Origin of the sequence: Maritalea mediterranea (assembly GCF_021568695.1) — a bacterium.
GTDB classification, from domain to species: Bacteria; Pseudomonadota; Alphaproteobacteria; order Rhizobiales; family Devosiaceae; genus Maritalea; species Maritalea mediterranea.
Genome location: NZ_JAKGTI010000002.1, coordinates 87,501 through 104,680, shown reverse-complemented (window position 1 = coordinate 104,680; position 17,180 = coordinate 87,501). Strand labels below are relative to the sequence as shown.

Below are 17,180 nucleotides of genomic sequence, written 5' to 3'. Positions count from 1 at the left end.
GAACGCTTCTTTAATTCTTGCACGCTAGGTTGGTCTCAAGATTTGAGTCACAAGGGTAAATCGCGTGCTTGCTTATCAAGATTATCTTGATCTTTCACAGTCTCCCCATGCTGAAGAGCGCGGGCAGGCGGCGCGTATTGCTGCGCGGGCCTATTTGGATCATGACGGGCCAGCCGATGAACATGCAGCGCTATATGCGGCGGTGTTGAGTTTTCTGGATGATACCAGCGTCAAGGTGCGGGCCGCCCTTGCTTATGAATTGCTGCGCTCGGTGCACGCGCCACGTCCGGTAATGTTTGCTTTGGTGCAGGATGATCCGATAATCGCAACAGCTGTGGTGCAATATTCGCCTGTTTTGCGCGAGGCGGATTTGAACGTTTTGGCGAAGGCCGCGGATGAGCCCGTATTGCTATCAATTGCAGGTCGTCAGGATTTATCGCCAAAACTCACGGCTGCATTGTTGGCCAAGCAGAATAAACAAGTGGATCGGCGTTTGATCGAAAGCCAAGATGCGCATTTGTCTGAAGCAAGTCTGCTGGAACTGTGTGATCGCTGGGCGGATGATTCAGAAATGCGTGGCTTATTGTTGGCCCAACCAGTTCTGCCTGCCGCAGGTCGTTATTTGCTGACTGAGCAGATTGCAGAGGATCTGGCTCGGACACGGTTTGTTAAGGGGGCCATACAACCGGCGCGTTTAAAGCGCATGATGCGAGATTTGGTGGATGATGCCACCACACATATCGGCAACGATTCGCAGGGCCAAAGTGCCCACGCCTATATTGAAGCGCTGATCGAAAGCGAGCGGTTGACGCCGCGCTTGTTGATCAATGCCTATTTGTATGGGCGTCACAGTTTTTTTGCCGCGTGTTTGGGGCAGTTGGCCAAAGTGCCGCAGGTTCGTGTCGCCGCCACGCTGGGCAAAGGCTCTCGCCGGGGCATGCATGCGCTTTTCCACAAAGCCGGATTCGATGCGCCTATCGGCAACCTTATGTGTCGCCTGGTGCTTTTGGCGCGCCCTCATAATCTCGCCATAGATCAAGCGGCACGGCATTTCGTTGTGTCGCAATTGATCTCAGCGCTTATTGATGAGTATGACGGGGATGTGCCTGAGGCGCTGGAGGCGATTTTCGCCTATTTGAATGAAATGAATGTCACTCTCGCCCGCAACGCGGCGAGGGGCGTTATGGCAACGTTCTGCGATCAAGTGCCTCAAGAGGCTCGGTTGTCGGTTACGCAATTGCGCGGTGAAGCACTCGCGTTGCCTGCAGCTTAAATAAAAAAGGCCTAATAGCCGAATTGTTCGTTGAGCACGCGCTCATCCAGGCTGTGACCGGGATCGAATAGCAGTGTGACCTTGTGGGTGCGGTCTTCTTTGATCGAAACTTTCGTGATTTTCTTGAAAGGCTTGCTGTCGGCCACCGCATTTACGGGGCGTTTGTCGACCTCGTGCGGTATAAGCGTCACTTCGGCCCTGTTTGGCAAGATGGCCCCGCGCCAGCGCCGGGGTCGAAAGGGCGAAATGGGCGTGAGGGCAAGAAGCGGTGAATCGATAGGTAGGATAGGGCCGTGCGCTGACAAATTGTAGGCGGTGGATCCAGCAGGCGTCGCTACCAATATGCCATCGCACACCAGTTCATCGAGACGCGTTTTGCCGTCAATTAGAATTTGCAGCTTGGCCGCCTGATAGGATGCACGCAGCAGGGAGACTTCGTTGAGTGCCAGGGCCTCATGTGTTGCCCCGTCCTTATCGACAACCCGCATCCGCAAAGGGTGTATGTCGCTTTGTTCGGCGGCATGTAACCGGTCGCGCAAATCTTCCACGCGATATTCGTTCATCAAAAAACCGATGGAGCCGAAATTCATGCCATAGACCGGTATGCCGCGATCCATCACACGGTGCAGCGTTTCCAGCATTAACCCATCACCGCCAAGGGCAACGATAATGTCGGCCTCATCGAATTCGCAATTGCCATAAAGCACCACAAGCTCTTGCAGCGCTGCCTTGGACTGGTCAGAGCCATTGGAGATAAAGCAAATTTTCTCGAACTTTTTTTGCGGCACGCTTGTTATCCTTGCCAATGCGGTTGGGTATAGATTGCACACTCGGGGCGGGATGTGAAAGCCTCATTCAGAGAAAAAGCCAAGGTTTGTTCAGGTGGTCGGAAATTTTGGGAAATTTTTCAAAAATCAGGCTTGCGCAAAACAAAATTGGGTGCTAGCAAGCGCGCGGAGCCGGCTTAGCTCAGTTGGTAGAGCAACTGATTTGTAATCAGTGGGTCGGGAGTTCAAGTCTCTCAGCCGGCACCAGTTTTTCCCCCTTTAAATGTCCTGCAGTAGTTGAGTGAATCCACTCAGGGATTGCTTGCGATCCGTCGCAACATTGTTGGATTAAGTCCTCAAAAAAAGCTTTTATTGTCAGGCAATTAAGGTGCGCAATTTGGGGTGGCTCCCTCTTAACCTTAACAATCAACTTTTAATGCGTTTCTCGTCATGAAGGTGTAGTTTGTAACTGTGTTATGACACCGACGTGCCTGCATTACGCCACGCTGGAAACCAATTCATTTTTAAATTTGTAATTTGTTTAACCAAATTGTGGCTTAGGTGAAAGTGCGAAAGGTAAGGTGTGCGGGACGTGACAAAGCAAGTATCAAACAATGAGGCCCAGACTCATCGGCGAGTGCTGCTGATTGGCGACGACATGCGTGCCTTTTTGGCTTGCGCCCGATCTTTGGGGCGGCAGGGTGTTGAAGTTCATGCCGCACCATTTGATTGGCACGCGCCAGCTTTGACCTCCAAGTATATTCGAAAAGTCCATTACTTGCCCCGTGTCGGGAGTTGGACGAAGAGCTGGCTCAGCTCGATGCGCGGCCTCAACAAGGCGCATAATTTTGATCTTGTGATCCCGTGTTGCGAACGGTCATTGCTGCCGTTATTTGCCCAGCGTGATCAACTGGAAGGCTTTAAAGTGGCCCATCCCGGTGAAATGGCGATGGCACGTTTTTTCGATAAGATTGAAACCCGTAGCTTGGCCACTGAGCTGGAGGTGGCTGTTGCGCCTGGTGAGGCGGTTGCTCCGGGGGCGGATGCAGACGAATTGATCGCGCGGTATGGATTGCCGCTTATGTTGAAGGCGCGCAGATCATATTCTGTCCAGAGCCTGGAGGTGCGTGGCGATGTTGTGGCGATTGCCACCCGCGAAGCGCTGATCGAAGCTCTGGCCGCTATTGAAGATGAGGACGTCTATTTTGTCGAGCAGGTCTTTCCACAGCAGGGGGCAGCCGAGGGCCTAGGTGTTTCAGTTGCCGCGCGCAATGGTAGCATTCTTGCAGCTTTTCAACATAAACGGCTTACCGAGAAGCCGGGTGGCGGATCGAGCTCAGTCCGTATTAGTGAAGAGCTGGACGAAAAAATGCTTACGGCCGTCACTCGCCTCACGGAGGCTGTGAAGCTAAATGGCGTGGCCATGTATGAATTCCGGCGGTCAGCGGACACCGGCAAATGGGTGCTCTTGGAAGTCAATGCGCGCCCTTGGGGATCAATGCCTTTGCCGCTTGCCTTGGGTGTAGATTTTCCAGCCATGTTGCTCGATGTCCATCTGCCGTCTGGGCGCGGCAGCTTCAAACGTGAATATCGCACAGGTGTTGTGGGCCGAAATCTCATGTTGTCTATGATCCACTATATCGAAGACGACAGTCGGCCTAACCGGTTTTTGCCCTTTTTCGCCATTGGCGAAACGGTCCAGCATTTGGTGCGGTGCATGCGCGGTGTTGAGGTGTCAGACAGTTTTGTTTGGGATGATTTGAAACCGGCATTCCTTGAGTATTTTGCCCTAGGCGGGCGGTTTTTGCGGCGCAATAAATGGTTTAAGCAGGGCAAGCCTGAGCGGCGTGTGCTGCCTTCGCAGCGCGATGACCAACAATATGTCGGGGCGGGAAATGAGCGCGAGCTTGATTCGCAATTTGATCAACGGAACTCAAATGACCGTAAGGTGAGTTAAAGGGCAATTTCTTGGCAATCACGCGCGCCTTCTCGAAGTATAAATCGACGGCTGGTTTTGCCTCCATCGCCACCTTGGCGGTGCGTTTGGGTGGTGCGGGTATCGGCTTTTTGTCACATGTCGTATTGGCGCGTCTGGTTGATCCAGCCCAATATGGCGTTTATGTTTTTGCTTGGACAGTGATCGTGCTTTTGGGCACGTTCTCCGGAATCGGTTTGCCGGTGGCGGCGACGAAGTTTGTGTCCACCTATCAGGATCAGCAAAAGCAGTCTCTATTGCGTCGTTTCATTCTTTATGCCGGCATTGTTGGTTTGCTGGTGGCGTTTGGTGCAGCTTGTGCCATGTTCGCCGTAAGCTTTTTCGCACCTGAATATATTGTGGAACCAATTTTTCGGCCGGCATTGCTTATCGGAGCGTTTTGCATTCCACTGTTCACGCTAACTGAGGTGGGCAAGGGCATTGCGCGGGGCTTTGGCCGAAATGTTGTTGCTTATGCGCCTGCCTTTTTGTTTCGTCCCATCCTCTTGCTCGCAGGCGTCGGTCTCTATCTCATTATGGGATGGACGCTGACAGCGGTGCATATTGTTTATATCACTTTGGTCGCCTTGGTGCTGCCGCTGCTTTGGCAATGGTCTTTTATGCGTGCACCGTTGCGCGCCGGGCAAGAAAATACTGAAGAATCGCCGCGCATGGGCCGGGTCTGGCTGTTTACCGCTTTGCCGTTGACCGCTGTGGAAGCCTACAATTTGTTGTTGGCGAATACGGATATATTGGTGCTCAAGTTTTTCACCAGTCCTGCTGAACTGGCCATTTATTTTGTCGGGACCAAGATCGCGGCTTTACTGAGTTTTGTGACCTTCGCCATCAGCGCAAGCGCCGGCAAACCCATAGCGGCAGCTCATGGCCGGGGTGATGTGGATAAGGTGCGGCGGTTAACTCACCATTTCTCCAATTTGGCTTTTTGGCCAACTCTGGCCGGGTTTGTGGTGTTGTTGCTGGGCGGCACGCTGTTGTTGTCACTTTTTGGCAGCGTTTATCTTGCCGCCTATTTGCCGATGATGATTTTGGCCTTTGGTGTGCTTTTGCAAAGCTATACCGCGGCGGCAAAATTTTGCCTCGCTATGACAGGGGGACAAAAACAGATGTCTGTGGTGCTGTTGGCGACTGTTGTGATCAATGCTGGCCTCAATTTGGTCCTCGTGCCGACATTTGGCATTGTTGGGGCGGCAAGCGCGACGGTTTTGGCCACCATTCTTTCTATCGTGGCTCTGTTGTGGTTGATCAAAAAACAAATGGGGTTTTGGGCCATTGCGACCGGCATTCCCCGGCAGCTCAATCTAAGTGAGCAGGACCCCAATTGACCAATCTTATTCAATATATGAAGATATTCATATAAATGATTGTTAACTCAATTATATTTCTTTTCGGGCGAGATATACGGTTTGGTGAAAAGCTTGACCTGAAATTGGATTGTTGAACTGCACCGGCTCGGCCCAGGCGGCGGCAAAGGTTGTACCGAGGCGGTCGAGAAAGCGTTGGTCCGTTGTCTCGTTTGACCAGAGTCCAAAAATGCCGCCGGGCTTTAGAAATCTTGCCAATTTACCTAAGCCGTCGGGTTGATAAAAGCTATCACTGCGCGCGTCCAGCAGATTGTCTGGCGCATGATCAATGTCGGCCAGGATAGCATCAAATGTGCGTCCATTGTGTGCTGGGTCGAACCCGTCGCCCTTGGCCATGGCGAAGAAATCACCTTCAATCAGGCGGGTGCGCGGATCATTGGCGACCGTGGTGCCCATGGGCAGAATGCCGGATTGATGCCACTCGATGACTGGGGCGAGATAATCGACAACCAACAGATTGGCGACCTTTTGTGCCGCCAAAACAGCCTCTGCGGTATAGCCCAGACCCAACCCGCCGACCACGATATCAAGTTTGTCGCCATTGCAAGCCTTCACGCCCTCTTTGCCCAATGCCACCTCGGAATCGGTGAATAGGCTGGTCATCAGGTAATCGTCGCCGAGCAAGATTTCATAAACATCCTGCTTGAGGGCAGGGTCCAGCCGACGGCGCAGGCTGAGCGGACCGATGGGGGTGGGGCAATAATCGAGTTCTTCAAATAGTTTGTGCATAATGAGGCCGCACTATTCGCGGCCGCCTTTCACTTTGTCGTTACCCTGTTGAGGACCTTATGGTGCGGAAAACAATATTTTTGCCGCTCTGTCTAAAAAATTGCCATCTTGTGCCGGATTGCCGTTTAAGAGGATAACCAGTGTTGCGCGTCGTTCGGGATAATGGCGCTCAAAGGCTTCAAACCCGTCATAGGCACCTGAATGACCATACCAAGTGCCCCACTCATCAGATTGGACACCGACGCCCAATCCATAGGTGGGTTCGTGTCGCGAACCTTGGAGCATTAGGGATAGCATATCCGGTTCCAATATGGAATTTTCCTGAAAAAGCGCGCGCAAAAAGCGACCCAAATCTCCAGCTGTGGTTACCACGGGACCATCACCCAACGTGCTGGCCCATGCCAGCGCGCTGGCATCTTCGCCATCGCGATCATAGCCGCGGGCCAGGTTGGGCGCATTAGCGTTCGCGCCCACAGTGCTCTGTGTCATGTTGGCGGGGGTGAAGATGTGACGGTCAAGAGACTGTGCTAAAGAACCATCGAGTTGCGCCAGCATATGTCCAAGCAAAACATAGTTGGTGTTGGTGTATTCATAGTCCGTGCCTGGCGGGAAAGCGGCAGGCTCGTCATATGCAAAGGAGAGGGCCTCAGCGACCGCCCATTGATGGGTTGGGTCGTCCCAACTGGCAGTATCAAATTCGTCGGACAGATATTCAGCGAGGCCGGAGGTGTGCTGCAGCAATTGTCTTATGGTCACCCGGTCCGCGTTTTCGAGGCGGTCAATGCCCTCAATATTGTTGATGTGCGGCCACGCCAACTCGTCAAGCTCAAGCTGTCCCGAAGCAACGTGATGCAGGATTGCGGCCGCCACCATCATTTTACCGGACGAGGCGATATAAAAGCGGTGCTGAGATGTTGTGGCCATAAATGGGTCACGCTGGACTTGGCCCGCTGCCAACTCAATTTGCTCTCCGTCAAGATCCGCCCAAAACACAGCACCATCGACGTCTGGCACGTTTAGAAACTGCGTGAGCTCGCGCGTGAGGGCATCCGTTTGCGCAAAAGAGGGGACGATGAACAACAAAGGCATCAATAGATACAAAAGTGTTTTGAATCGCATCAGATGCCCCTTTTGTCGCCGATCAGGTGCCCGAAGTCGCCGCGAACAAGGCAATGGCCGCGGCGTTGGAGACGTTGAGCGATTTTATGGGGCCTTTCATCTCCAGTTTGACCATTTGATTGCACAATTCGCGCGTGCGTTGGCGCAAGCCTTTATGTTCGGCCCCCAGCACAATCGCCAGTTTGTCAGATTGCATATGGGCGGTGAGGGCGGTTTCTGCCTCCGAATCAAAGCCTAAGCAGGTGAATCCGTGATTCTTAAGCTCTTCGATGGCGTTGCCGAGATTTTTCACTTCGATCAGCGATGTATAGTCCAGCGCCCCAGAGGCGGATTTGGCCAGAACGCCAGTTTCCTGTGGCGCAAAGCGCATGGTGGTGATCACCGCATCGGCGCCAAAGGCACAGGCTGTGCGCAGAATTGCGCCCACATTGTGCGGGTCGGTGACTTGGTCCAGCACCACAACCAGTGATTTTTCGTGCAAATCCCTTAGTGCGTCTCGCTCAATCGGCTTCACATGCAGGGCTACGCCTTGATGGACGGCATCTGTCCCCAGCATTTCATCCAGTTTTTTTGGCGTGACGTCTTTGACTTTCACACAAATATCTGCGCCGGCGGCTTCCAGTTTTGCCAGCGCATTGGGTGTCGCAAAGAGCGTGTGTTTGAACCGTTGTTTGTTGGCCAGCGCAGCGATAACGGGATGGAGCCCATAGATATAGAGCTGCCCATCGTCAGCGGGTAGGCGCTTGTTGGGACGTTTTTTATAGGTTTTGGGGTCGAAGCGTTTTTTCTGGTTCATAAATATGGCGTAGCGATTTTGTGGCTTTGGGTCCAGCAACAATCGCATAGATTGGGCAGGGGGAAGAAGAAAACTTCACATAAGTGGAAAGAACCACAAAAAAACAACAGATTGGGTGTTGACAGAAGCGGGCTTGGTGACCATAAATCGCGCCGTTGGTTTCGTCACGAAATCGACAAGACTCTTCTTCAAGAGTGCTGAAATGCTTGGAGGGGTGGGTGAGTGGTTAATACCACCAGACTGTAAATCTGGCGCCTTAGGCTACACTGGTTCGAATCCAGTCCCCTCCACCATTCAGCTTGCGTTGCGGGTATAGCACAATGGTAGTGCAGCAGCCTTCCAAGCTGAATATGCGGGTTCGATTCCCGCTACCCGCTCCAACTCCTCCACAGGCCTCTCTTTCCGTTTTGTTGCTGCATGAGTTGCCGCAGATGTGCGCCAAAATCTGTGATAATCCTGCCCTGCATCGTGTGCGCCTCAATCACCTGTGATGCGGCGAGGCTGATGGGACCCTGATCGCGGTTTGAGGCGTGGAACAGGGTTTGGGTTAGGCCATCCTCGTCCGGTTCGACACGAATATTGTGCAACCGCACATGGGCCCGCACCATACAATGATTGCAGTCTTGATAGATGATTCTTGCCCAATCATCGTTGATGTTTGGTGCAGGTAGAAGGTTGAGTTGTTGCAGTATGTGCTTGAGTTGTTGTTTCAACGACAGGTTGTGCCGATGTTGCCAGTTCGTCTCTGATTGAAATTTCATTTTTCCCCCCTGAACTCGCCAACTTTATAAATAGCTATTTGTTAACTCTGTATTTATTTAAGTTACATCTGAGATGGTTGGAAAATACTGCGGCTAAACACTTGTGGGCATCAGTTTCATTAATGCTTTGACAACCAGTTTGCTTAGGTAAAGATCAAGGTTCCCTGCCTATAGTGCGTGCAATTCCGGCTTTGGGGGGGTGACATGAAGCTAAGTAAATTGGTGCATAAAATCAATTTGGCGGTTGGTATCTATGCCATCAGCATTTTGATCGTCATGGCGTTTGCGTTTTCAAATTTTTACATTCTTCACGTTGCAGGTAATGCGGCCAACAATGTGCAATGGGAAGGCGAAAGCAACCTGGTGCGCAATGAGGTGGTGCTGCAAATCCAGCAGAGCGCCTCAGTCCAGTCGGAAGTATCATATTGGGATGAAAGCGTGATCGAGCTTTACGGCGCCGATCCAGACCCGGAATTCATTGAATATGAAATGGCTGATTGGTTCTGGGAAGACAATTTTGTCCGTCATGCGACCGTGATCGACGAAGATGGGGCGCCGCAAATTTCCATTTTTGAAGGAGAGCAGGTTGCGGCAGGCGATATGCAATCTTTTGTTGATGCGCATGCGGATCTTGTTAAAGCAGCAACAGCAAATTATTTCGATCTGCGCAAAGCGCGGGGCGTGGGCTATGCGACTTTTGGAGATCCGATCTATCATCAACAGCCGCTTTATGCTGCTGATTTCAGAACGTTTGAGGGAGAAACCGGTATTGTGGTGGCACAAGCGATTGTGCCGGACTTTGAACTGTCGATACCGGACGGCAACCCTAAAACTCTGTTGACCTTTCATATGTTGGATCAAGAGCTGTTTACGGCTATTTCCGAGCAACTGGGGCTGAAAAATTTCCAGATTTTGCCGTCTAGCGCTGTACCAGACGGTGCGACGACAATGAATGTTGGCGGCACCGCGAATGAGCCCATTTCTGCAAGTTGGACTGTCGCGCAGCCTTCGCAGAATATCTGGGATCAGGTGCTGCCGGTGTTTACACTGATATTTGGCGCCATCGCATTTGGGCTGCTGGTGATTGCCCTATTATATGGCCGGGTTGCAAATCAGGTGCAAAAAAGCGAGGAAAAGAACCGTTTTCTTGCCCAGCATGACGCGCTAACGGGATTGCCCAACCGACTGCAATTCGACAATGAACTCGATAAAATCATCGCCGAGGGCGCGTTGGATCGATGCGCGATCCTGTGCATGGATTTGGACAAGTTCAAGGCCGTCAACGACACCTATGGCCATCAGGCTGGGGATGCGGTGATCCGCACGGTTGCCCAGCGTGTGGCCAAGATTATCGATGATAAGGGCATGGCCGCACGGGTAGGCGGCGACGAATTTATCATTCTATTGCGAGATGGTCTGGACGAAGCAAGTGTGATGATGCTTTGCGACACCATTATCGAAAGCGTGTGTGAGGATGTGGTGTTCGACAATGGTCGTGCCGCAGTGGGTGCAAGCATCGGTGTGGCATGGTGGCCGGACGATGCCATGACTGCCAAAACAGTGATCCGCAGTGCGGACGAAGCACTTTATCGTGCCAAAACCGGTGGGCGCGGGCAAGCATGTCAGGCGATCCCTGAAGTGGACACAAAGGCGGCTTCTGCCTGATCTGGTTCTACTTTAAAGGCTTTGTAACGCGGAAATCACTGCCGGTTTGGTCCGATGGTAGAGCAAACATATTCGACTTGCGGTCAAAAGAAATTGAGCTTGAACGGCTTTTCGATGCTGGCTGCAAATGTGTTAGATTTTATCGATTGGATTTACCCTTAATCGATGAAGTTCGCCTATCCCATGGAGCGCTTTTTGGGGAGATGCTTGGTCGCTTCTGGTTTAAGCGATTGTTTATCGATATGCGATATTTTCCGGGGACGTAGTGGGAGTGGTGTTTCATGAATGCTAAAAATTCGACTCAGATTGAGATCGATACGATCCTTTCCCAAGCTTTGGAACTCGGACAAACAGGTGACTTCAGACAAGCGCTTTCACTTTCGGAACGCGCGTTTGCGCTAGCGGCAGATGGGGCACATGAAGATGCCTTCTGTGATGCTGGCATTCAATGCGGCGCGGCGCTGGGCTGGCTTGGCCGTTCTGAAGAAGCAATTGAATATGTGCAGCGTATTCTACAACGGGTCGTCAAGCGCAACGATCAAGTTCGCGAGGCACGTGCGCGTGCCGTGTATGCCAATATTCTGTTGGAAGTCGGGTTGGACACAGAGTGCTATGAGGAGGCCTCTCGCGCGGCCTCAATGGCGACAAGTCCCGAGCAGGCAGATGTTTTGCTTAAAGCAATGGACCTTCAGGCACTCGTGATGATTTTTGCCGACGATTTTCGTTCTGCCGCTCCTTTGTTGGATGAGGCCGTCATGATTGCCGATCAACATGGCTTCGACCGGGTTTCCGCCATGTTGCTCATGCATATCGGATTGTTGAACACCCGAATTGCTGAAGGCAAGCTGGAGGAAGGGGATCAAAAGAGTCACGACGAATATCTTGAGATCGCGTTGCATCAAACTGAGCAGGCCATTCAAATGGCGCGCGAGTCCGGCAATCGGCGCATCGAATTGGTGGGGTCGGCAAATCTTGCGGAATTTATGTCCGATTTTGGTCGCTTCGATGAGGCATTGGCTTGGCTCGAAAACTGGCAAAAGATGCAGGATATCGCCACGCCTGGCAATTGGGTTCATTATTATTATACGCTTTGTGACTTTGAACTTGAGCGCGGCAATATCGATGCAGCGTTAAAAGCAGGGCACCAAGCGATTGATGCTGCAAAGAATATTTCGTCTGCTGACAATTATGCCAATGCTGTGCGGCGCCTCGGACGCGCTTATGAAGTGGCGGGGGACTATAAGTCAGCACTTGAAATGCATAAATTGTTCCACAATGAATTTCGGCGCCGTACTGCAGAAAAGGGGCGTTGGAAGGGCAAGGTGGACGAACTCAATCAGGAGATGGAGCGCGTCAAAGCGCTCTTGCAGGATGCGTCAAGCGACATGGAGCGGTTGAAAGAAGAGGCTCTGACCGACCCGTTGACCGGGTTGGCCAACCGGCGGGCCTTTGATCAGCATATGGAGCAATTATACCTGCAATGCGGCCATAAATATGCGATCGCAGTGCTGGACCTAGATCATTTTAAGGCCGTGAATGATGCGTTCTCGCATGTTTTGGGAGATAAGGTCTTGCGCAAGGTGGCGGATCAATTAACGAATGGTTGCCGTGGAACAGACTTGATATGTCGTATCGGTGGTGAAGAATTCGCGCTGATATTTAGCGGATCGACGCCAAAGCAAATCCATCAGGTGTGTGAACGGCTACGCACATCAATCGAAATGTATAATTGGACAACGTTGGCTGAAGGGTTGGAAATGACCGCAAGCATTGGCGTGGCTCATGCGACGCCGGGGCACACACCCGCTGAGGTGTTTGCTAAGGCGGACAATCGTTTGTTTTATGCCAAAGCAAAGGGTCGAAACCGGGTCGTGACCGGTATTTCGACGTTCGAACAAGACGAAAGCAAGCTGGCCTCGGTGAAATAAGCGCGATAGCCTTTTTATGATGGTTGATGTTTGACCTTGGATTGATAGGATCGGCGCGTACGATCCCGCAAACCAAGGTTTTTTTATGCCCTATAACAAGACCACGCCAGACGGCAGCTTTTTCCGTCTTACACTTCAATCCAAGGCTTTGGCTGAAAATATGATCGGCGACGCGGATCGTCGTGACGTGCTCGTTTATGTGCCGTTTGGGCATGATGGTAAGGACTTGCCCTTGCTGGTCGATTTGGCCGGGTTCACCGGCAGCGGGCTGGCCCACGCCAATTGGCGCAATTTTGGCGAAAGCCTGCCGCATCGGCTCGACCGCCTGATTGCCGAAGGCACCTTGCCGCCGGTGGTGGTGGCGATGCCTGATGGTTTCACGGGCCTGGGCGGCAATCAATATATCAACTCGATCGCCATGGGGCGGTGGGAAGATTTTCTGATTGAAGACATGTTGCCCGCGATTGAGGAGAAGATCGGCTGTGGGGGTGCCGGACGACGCGGCGTGTTTGGCCGCTCCTCCGGTGGATATGGTGCCATGTATCATGCGTTGAAATATCCGAAAGTCTGGTCTGCGGCCGGGGTGCATTCGGCGGATATGGGCTTTGAATGGGTGTTTTTGCCCGACATGCCAAAAGTGCTTCGCGCCTTGGCACCGCATGATATGAGCTTCGAAAAATTTCTGAAAGCATTTGATGAAGGGCCGCACTATAAGGGCGACGATATACACGCACTGATGCTGTTGGCGATGGGGGCGAGTTTTGATCCAGACCCTGACGCTTATTGCGGGGTGAGCTTGCCCGTTGATCTGCACACCTGCGAGCTGAATGAGGCCAAATGGGCCGCCTGGAAGGCCTATGATCCGATTGTGATGCTGGATCAGTATGGCGACAATCTGAAAAAGCTAAAAATGCTGTGGATTGAGTGTGGGGACAAGGACCGGTTTAATATGGTCTATCCCGCCCGACAAATGCACCAGCAATTGGAAAAACGTGGCATTGAGCATGTGTATGAGGAATTTCCGGACGATCATTTCTCGCTGGATTACAGATATGATCAATCGCTGCCAGCCTTGGTGAATGCGCTAAATAACTAAAATATATGAGATATTTAAAAAGAAGGTCGCGAAAGCGGCCTTCTTTTTTGCATTTTAAAATTTTACCCGGGTAATATTGACTCTTTTAAATTACCCGGGTAAAACCTGTGGACAATGAAAGGAATTGGCTATGTATTATTCGCCTGAACAGCTTTGCGCCGCTTTTGTCGGTCCGCAGCTCATCGCTACTGGACCGCTTGTCGAGGTGGTGAATGAGGTCAAGCGCCATCATGATGCGCATCCGAATGACATGATTTTGATTTTCGACCATGCGCAATCGCGGCCCATTGAGGTGGATTTGCGCGGCAGCATGGAAGATGTGTTTGAGCGGCTGGAGAAACAGCAAAAGCCGCCCGAATCCAAAACCAAGGTCAAAAAGCCGGGTCGCCCCAAATTAGGCGTGGTGAGCAAGGAAGTGACCTTGCTGCCCAAACATTGGGAATGGTTGGCGCAGCAGCGGGGCGGGGCGTCCGTTACGCTACGTCGTCTGGTGGGTGAAGCGATGAAGGCGGCTGATCCGTTGGCGGCCCAACGCACCGCGCAGCAATCCACCTATCGTTTGATGACGGCGGTGGCGGGCGATTTGCCCAATTATGAAGATGCGATCCGAGCGCTTTTCGCTGCGGAAGAAGAGGAATTTATCAATGTTATTGCCGACTGGCCCGAGGGGTTGCGCGCACACATTATTCAGATTTCTGCCGTGGCGTTTGACCCTTCTCTGGTGCCAGAGACTGAGGAAAGTGATTCCAGATGACCGCACAAGTTGTTGAAGGTAATAAATATTTGACCCAGCCGATGGGGAAGCTGTTCCTGTCGACCGCGGCGCCGATCGTGATGATCATGGCGGTGAATGGCCTGTTTAATCTGGTGGATGCCTATTTTCTCGGTGTCTATGTGGGGGCGGCGGCGTTAACCGCTGTCACCATGATGTTTCCGATTCAGATGTTGATCATTGCTTTGAGCAATATGATCTCAAACGGTTTTGCGTCAATTGTCGCCCGGCGCTTTGGGGCGCATGATCTGCATGGGGCAGCGCAAAGCTTTGCTGTCGCCATTTTGCTAGGGATCGGGCTTGCTGCCATCCTTATGGTGTTCTTTATCTTTGGGGGCGCGCAGCTTGTGGCCTGGGTGACCGAAGGCAATGATGAGCTGGCGCGCATGGCGTGGACCTATATGTCCATTCTGATGTTCACGTCGCCCTGGATGTTCCTGCTGTCGATCCAGTTCGATGCCTTGCGCAGCGAGGGCAAGATGGCGGCCATGGCGATTATGTCCACCAGCGTGACCCTGTTTAATATCGGTTTCAATTATGTCTTTATCGGCGTGTTGGGCTGGGGCGTGGCTGGCTCAGCCTGGGGTACGGTTGCGGCGCAATTGCTGGCGCTGGCCCTGTTGATGGGCTATCGGATGCGTGGGCATTCCAAACTGGGCTTTTCTGTGCCACCACGCGGCACCTTTATTGCTCTGGCGAAGGAGAATCTGGCGCTTGGGGCACCTTTGAGCTTGAACTATTTGTTGATCTCGCTGGTCGCGGGCATGGTGGTGGCGACGCTCAAAATGGTCGATGCCAGCCAATATGAGGCCACGGTAGAGGGGCCTATGGCATCATCACCCGCTTGATGACCTTCACCTTTATGCCGCTCTTGGGCGTGTCCATGGCGTTTCAGTCAATTGTGGGCAACAATTATGGTGGCCAATTGCCTTTGCGGGTGAACACCAGCATTCGGGTGGCACTCGGGGTGGCATTTGCCTATGCGCTTTTGATGGAGATTATCTTTGTAACCCAAGCCCGTGCCATTGCCGATATATTCGTGGACGATGCCGAGATGATTGCAGAGACGGCGCGGATTTTACCGGTCCTGGTGATCTTTTTCTTTCTCGGGGCGCCGATCAATGTGATGGCTGGGTATTTTCAGGCCATTGGCGATGCAAAACGGGCAGCAATTCTCAGCCTGTCGCGGAACTATTTGTTCGGTTTGCCCCTGTTGCTGATTGTGCCGCAATTTTTTGGCGAATGGGGAATATGGTTTGCTTCACCACTCGGTGATTTGCTCATGTTTGGTCTGACGGTGATTGTGCTTTTTTCGGTTCAGCGGTCCCGTGGTCTGCGGTTTGGACTGTTCCTACCTGTCGCTGCGCCATAAGCTTTTGACTTGCGCCAGATCAATTTGGCGCAAGGCGTTTGATGCAATATAATAGAGAACCAAATCAGAGGTGATCTATGCGAGATATTGAGACCTACAAACAACGCTTGTTGGACCGGCAAAAGGAATTAGATGTCCGGTTGCACAATATTGAAGACCAATTGGACGATGAGCCGAACCCAGACACAGAAGAGCGTGCGGTTGAGCGCGAGGATGATGAGATGCTGGAGGGCCTAGGCAATGCGGGCAAAGCTGAGTTGCAGCAGATCGAGCACGCCTTGACCCGCATCAAAAACGGCACCTTTGGCACTTGCGTGGAATGTGGTGAAGATATTTCGGATGAACGGCTGAACGCCATACCCTATGCCACAAAGTGCAAGAACTGTATGTGACCGCACATTTTTGTTCACTTGGTCAAATATGAGATTGCGTCATCGTGACCGCTGTCTATGATGGCGCCATCTTTTATTCTCATTGAGTGACATTATGTGTGCTGCAGTTTTAGATAAACGTCCCGTAATTATCGATTGTGATCCTGGTCAAGACGATGCCTTGATGCTGTTTTTGGCCTTGAATGCGCCCGAGCTTGATGTGCTCGGCGTGGTGGCCGTTGGTGGCAATGTGCCGCTTGCTCGCACGGAAATAAACTGTCGCATTCTGGTGGAAATGGCGGGCCGCGGCGATGTGCCGGTTTTTGCTGGCTGTTTAGGGCCGATGGTGGAGCCATTGTTCACCGCTGAATATGTGCATGGCGAAACCGGGATTGACGGGATCGCGTTTTTTGAACCGAGCCTGCCTGAACAGGCACAGCACGGTGTCGACTTTATAATCGAGACCTTGCGGGCCGCGGCCGATGACAGTGTGGAAATGGTGATCACCGGGCCAATGACCAATCTGGGGATGGCGCTGAAAAAGGCGCCGGATATTGCCGGTAAGATCAAGCAGATTGCCATTATGGGCGGGGCCTCCTTTGAGGCGGGCAACGTGACGCCCTCGGCTGAGTTCAACATCTATGTGGATCCGCAAGCGGCCGATATCGTGATGAAATGTGGTCGGCCGATTGCCATGTTTGGGCTGGACGTCACCCACAAGGTGATGACCAGTCCCGAAATTGTTGATCGCCTTAATGCATTGGGCAGTGATGTCGCCAAATCCTGCGCGGGGATGCTTGAGTTTTTCGGCCAGTATGATGCGGCAAAATATAGCGCGGAAGGGGGGCCTTTGCATGATCCATGTACCGTGGCGTGGATGCTGAAGCCGGAGCTGTTTCAACTCAAGCCCTGCCATATTGAAATTGAGACCCGCAGTGAGCTGACGCGGGGGCACACGGCGGTTGATTTTTGGGGGGTGACCGGCAAGCAGGCGAACGCCCAATGGGCCTACGGTGTTGATCGGGATATGTTCTTTGATTTCTTAATTGAGCGGATTGGTCGATACAACTAACAGCAGCAAATTTACCCAAAGTCGGCCGAATAGAAGTTTGCAATGAATAAGATGCAAATTAGGGCTTTTGTCTTTGGAAAATTTGGGTTAATAGACGCATCG

16 protein-coding genes and 3 tRNA genes are annotated in these 17,180 nt (G+C 52.3%); 14 read left to right on the top strand and 5 right to left on the bottom strand.

Features of this window, described 5'->3' with window-relative positions:
• Positions 1-64 precede the first annotated feature (64 nt).
• Positions 65-1,273 carry a DUF2336 domain-containing protein gene (locus L1I42_RS09495; RefSeq protein WP_236114291.1) on the top strand — a complete coding sequence of 403 codons (1,209 nt, stop codon included), beginning with the start codon at positions 65-67 and terminating at the stop codon, positions 1,271-1,273.
• A gap of 11 nt (positions 1,274-1,284) precedes the next feature.
• Here L1I42_RS09495 and L1I42_RS09490 read toward each other — a convergent pair whose 3' ends face one another.
• On the bottom strand, positions 1,285-2,061 hold the full coding sequence (locus L1I42_RS09490; RefSeq protein WP_236114290.1) for an NAD kinase: 777 nt from the start codon (positions 2,059-2,061) through the stop codon (positions 1,285-1,287).
• 170 nt (positions 2,062-2,231) lie between these two features.
• On the opposite strand from L1I42_RS09490, the gene L1I42_RS09485 reads away from it, so the two are divergent.
• From L1I42_RS09485 to L1I42_RS09475, 3 genes are all read left to right on the top strand, one after another.
• Positions 2,232-2,307: transfer RNA gene (locus L1I42_RS09485), tRNA-Thr, on the top strand.
• A gap of 325 nt (positions 2,308-2,632) precedes the next feature.
• On the top strand, positions 2,633-3,997 hold the full coding sequence (locus L1I42_RS16385; RefSeq protein WP_236114289.1) for a carboxylate--amine ligase: 1,365 nt from the start codon (positions 2,633-2,635) through the stop codon (positions 3,995-3,997).
• A gap of 11 nt (positions 3,998-4,008) precedes the next feature.
• Complete coding sequence (locus tag L1I42_RS09475) at positions 4,009-5,358, top strand: lipopolysaccharide biosynthesis protein (protein ID WP_236114288.1); 1,350 nt, start codon at positions 4,009-4,011, stop codon at positions 5,356-5,358.
• Positions 5,359-5,409: 51 nt separating this feature from the next.
• On the opposite strand, the gene L1I42_RS09470 is transcribed toward L1I42_RS09475, so the two are convergent.
• The 3 genes from L1I42_RS09470 to rlmB are packed head-to-tail and all read right to left on the bottom strand — an operon-like array spanning position 5,410 to position 8,041.
• Positions 5,410-6,126: a polyamine aminopropyltransferase gene (locus L1I42_RS09470; RefSeq protein WP_236114287.1), complete on the bottom strand. Its 717-nt coding sequence runs from the start codon at positions 6,124-6,126 to the stop codon at positions 5,410-5,412.
• 57 nt (positions 6,127-6,183) lie between these two features.
• Positions 6,184-7,245: a serine hydrolase domain-containing protein gene (locus tag L1I42_RS09465; protein WP_236114286.1), complete on the bottom strand. Its 1,062-nt coding sequence runs from the start codon at positions 7,243-7,245 to the stop codon at positions 6,184-6,186.
• Positions 7,246-7,267: 22 nt separating this feature from the next.
• On the bottom strand, positions 7,268-8,041 hold the full coding sequence (gene rlmB / locus L1I42_RS09460; protein ID WP_236114285.1) for a 23S rRNA (guanosine(2251)-2'-O)-methyltransferase RlmB: 774 nt from the start codon (positions 8,039-8,041) through the stop codon (positions 7,268-7,270).
• 208 nt (positions 8,042-8,249) lie between these two features.
• Here rlmB and L1I42_RS09455 point away from each other — a divergent pair.
• Both L1I42_RS09455 and L1I42_RS09450 read left to right on the top strand, forming a co-directional pair.
• Positions 8,250-8,334, top strand: a tRNA-Tyr gene (locus L1I42_RS09455).
• A 13-nt stretch (positions 8,335-8,347) separates the two neighbouring features.
• Positions 8,348-8,421 (top strand) — tRNA-Gly (locus L1I42_RS09450).
• On the opposite strand, the gene L1I42_RS09445 is transcribed toward L1I42_RS09450, so the two are convergent.
• The gene (locus tag L1I42_RS09445; protein ID WP_236114284.1) at positions 8,410-8,802 is read right to left on the bottom strand and encodes a hypothetical protein; all 393 of its coding nucleotides are present in this window, start codon (positions 8,800-8,802) and stop codon (positions 8,410-8,412) included. The genes L1I42_RS09450 and L1I42_RS09445 overlap by 12 nt on opposite strands.
• 204 nt (positions 8,803-9,006) lie before the next feature.
• On the opposite strand from L1I42_RS09445, the gene L1I42_RS09440 reads away from it, so the two are divergent.
• From L1I42_RS09440 to L1I42_RS09405, 8 genes are all read left to right on the top strand, one after another.
• On the top strand, positions 9,007-10,467 hold the full coding sequence (locus L1I42_RS09440; protein WP_236114283.1) for a sensor domain-containing diguanylate cyclase: 1,461 nt from the start codon (positions 9,007-9,009) through the stop codon (positions 10,465-10,467).
• A 281-nt stretch (positions 10,468-10,748) separates the two neighbouring features.
• Positions 10,749-12,395 (top strand): sensor domain-containing diguanylate cyclase, encoded by a 1,647-nt coding sequence (locus L1I42_RS09435; protein ID WP_236114282.1) that lies wholly within the window; start codon positions 10,749-10,751, stop codon positions 12,393-12,395.
• 85 nt (positions 12,396-12,480) lie between these two features.
• A complete protein-coding gene (locus L1I42_RS09430) occupies positions 12,481-13,491 on the top strand; it encodes an alpha/beta hydrolase (protein WP_236114281.1) in 1,011 nt (336 codons plus the stop codon).
• 130 nt (positions 13,492-13,621) lie between these two features.
• On the top strand, positions 13,622-14,245 hold the full coding sequence (locus L1I42_RS09425) for a DUF2239 family protein (RefSeq protein ID WP_236114280.1): 624 nt from the start codon (positions 13,622-13,624) through the stop codon (positions 14,243-14,245).
• On the top strand, positions 14,242-15,111 hold the full coding sequence (locus L1I42_RS09420) for an MATE family efflux transporter (protein ID WP_236114279.1): 870 nt from the start codon (positions 14,242-14,244) through the stop codon (positions 15,109-15,111). Before L1I42_RS09425 ends, L1I42_RS09420 begins: the two co-directional genes overlap by 4 nt.
• Positions 15,111-15,635, top strand: coding sequence for an MATE family efflux transporter (locus L1I42_RS09415; protein WP_500796433.1), 525 nt, complete (start codon positions 15,111-15,113; stop codon positions 15,633-15,635). Before L1I42_RS09420 ends, L1I42_RS09415 begins: the two co-directional genes overlap by 1 nt.
• A 77-nt stretch (positions 15,636-15,712) precedes the next feature.
• Positions 15,713-16,027: a TraR/DksA family transcriptional regulator gene (locus tag L1I42_RS09410; RefSeq protein ID WP_236114278.1), complete on the top strand. Its 315-nt coding sequence runs from the start codon at positions 15,713-15,715 to the stop codon at positions 16,025-16,027.
• Between the two features lie 94 nt (positions 16,028-16,121).
• On the top strand, positions 16,122-17,078 hold the full coding sequence (locus tag L1I42_RS09405) for a nucleoside hydrolase (protein WP_236114277.1): 957 nt from the start codon (positions 16,122-16,124) through the stop codon (positions 17,076-17,078).
• Positions 17,079-17,180: the final 102 nt, after the last annotated feature.

Coding starts and splice junctions, on each gene's coding strand:
- L1I42_RS09425 (WP_236114280.1), top strand. CDS start 13,622: ATGTATTATTCGCCTGAACAGCTTTGCGCCGCTTTTGTCGGTCCGCAG.
- L1I42_RS09430 (WP_236114281.1), top strand. CDS start 12,481: ATGCCCTATAACAAGACCACGCCAGACGGCAGCTTTTTCCGTCTTACA.
- L1I42_RS09415 (WP_500796433.1), top strand. CDS start 15,111: ATGACCTTCACCTTTATGCCGCTCTTGGGCGTGTCCATGGCGTTTCAG.
- L1I42_RS09420 (WP_236114279.1), top strand. CDS start 14,242: ATGACCGCACAAGTTGTTGAAGGTAATAAATATTTGACCCAGCCGATG.
- L1I42_RS09465 (WP_236114286.1), bottom strand. CDS start 7,245: ATGCGATTCAAAACACTTTTGTATCTATTGATGCCTTTGTTGTTCATC.
- rlmB (WP_236114285.1), bottom strand. CDS start 8,041: ATGAACCAGAAAAAACGCTTCGACCCCAAAACCTATAAAAAACGTCCC.
- L1I42_RS09440 (WP_236114283.1), top strand. CDS start 9,007: ATGAAGCTAAGTAAATTGGTGCATAAAATCAATTTGGCGGTTGGTATC.
- L1I42_RS09405 (WP_236114277.1), top strand. CDS start 16,122: ATGTGTGCTGCAGTTTTAGATAAACGTCCCGTAATTATCGATTGTGAT.
- L1I42_RS09435 (WP_236114282.1), top strand. CDS start 10,749: ATGAATGCTAAAAATTCGACTCAGATTGAGATCGATACGATCCTTTCC.
- L1I42_RS09445 (WP_236114284.1), bottom strand. CDS start 8,802: ATGAAATTTCAATCAGAGACGAACTGGCAACATCGGCACAACCTGTCG.
- L1I42_RS09410 (WP_236114278.1), top strand. CDS start 15,713: ATGCGAGATATTGAGACCTACAAACAACGCTTGTTGGACCGGCAAAAG.
- L1I42_RS09470 (WP_236114287.1), bottom strand. CDS start 6,126: ATGCACAAACTATTTGAAGAACTCGATTATTGCCCCACCCCCATCGGT.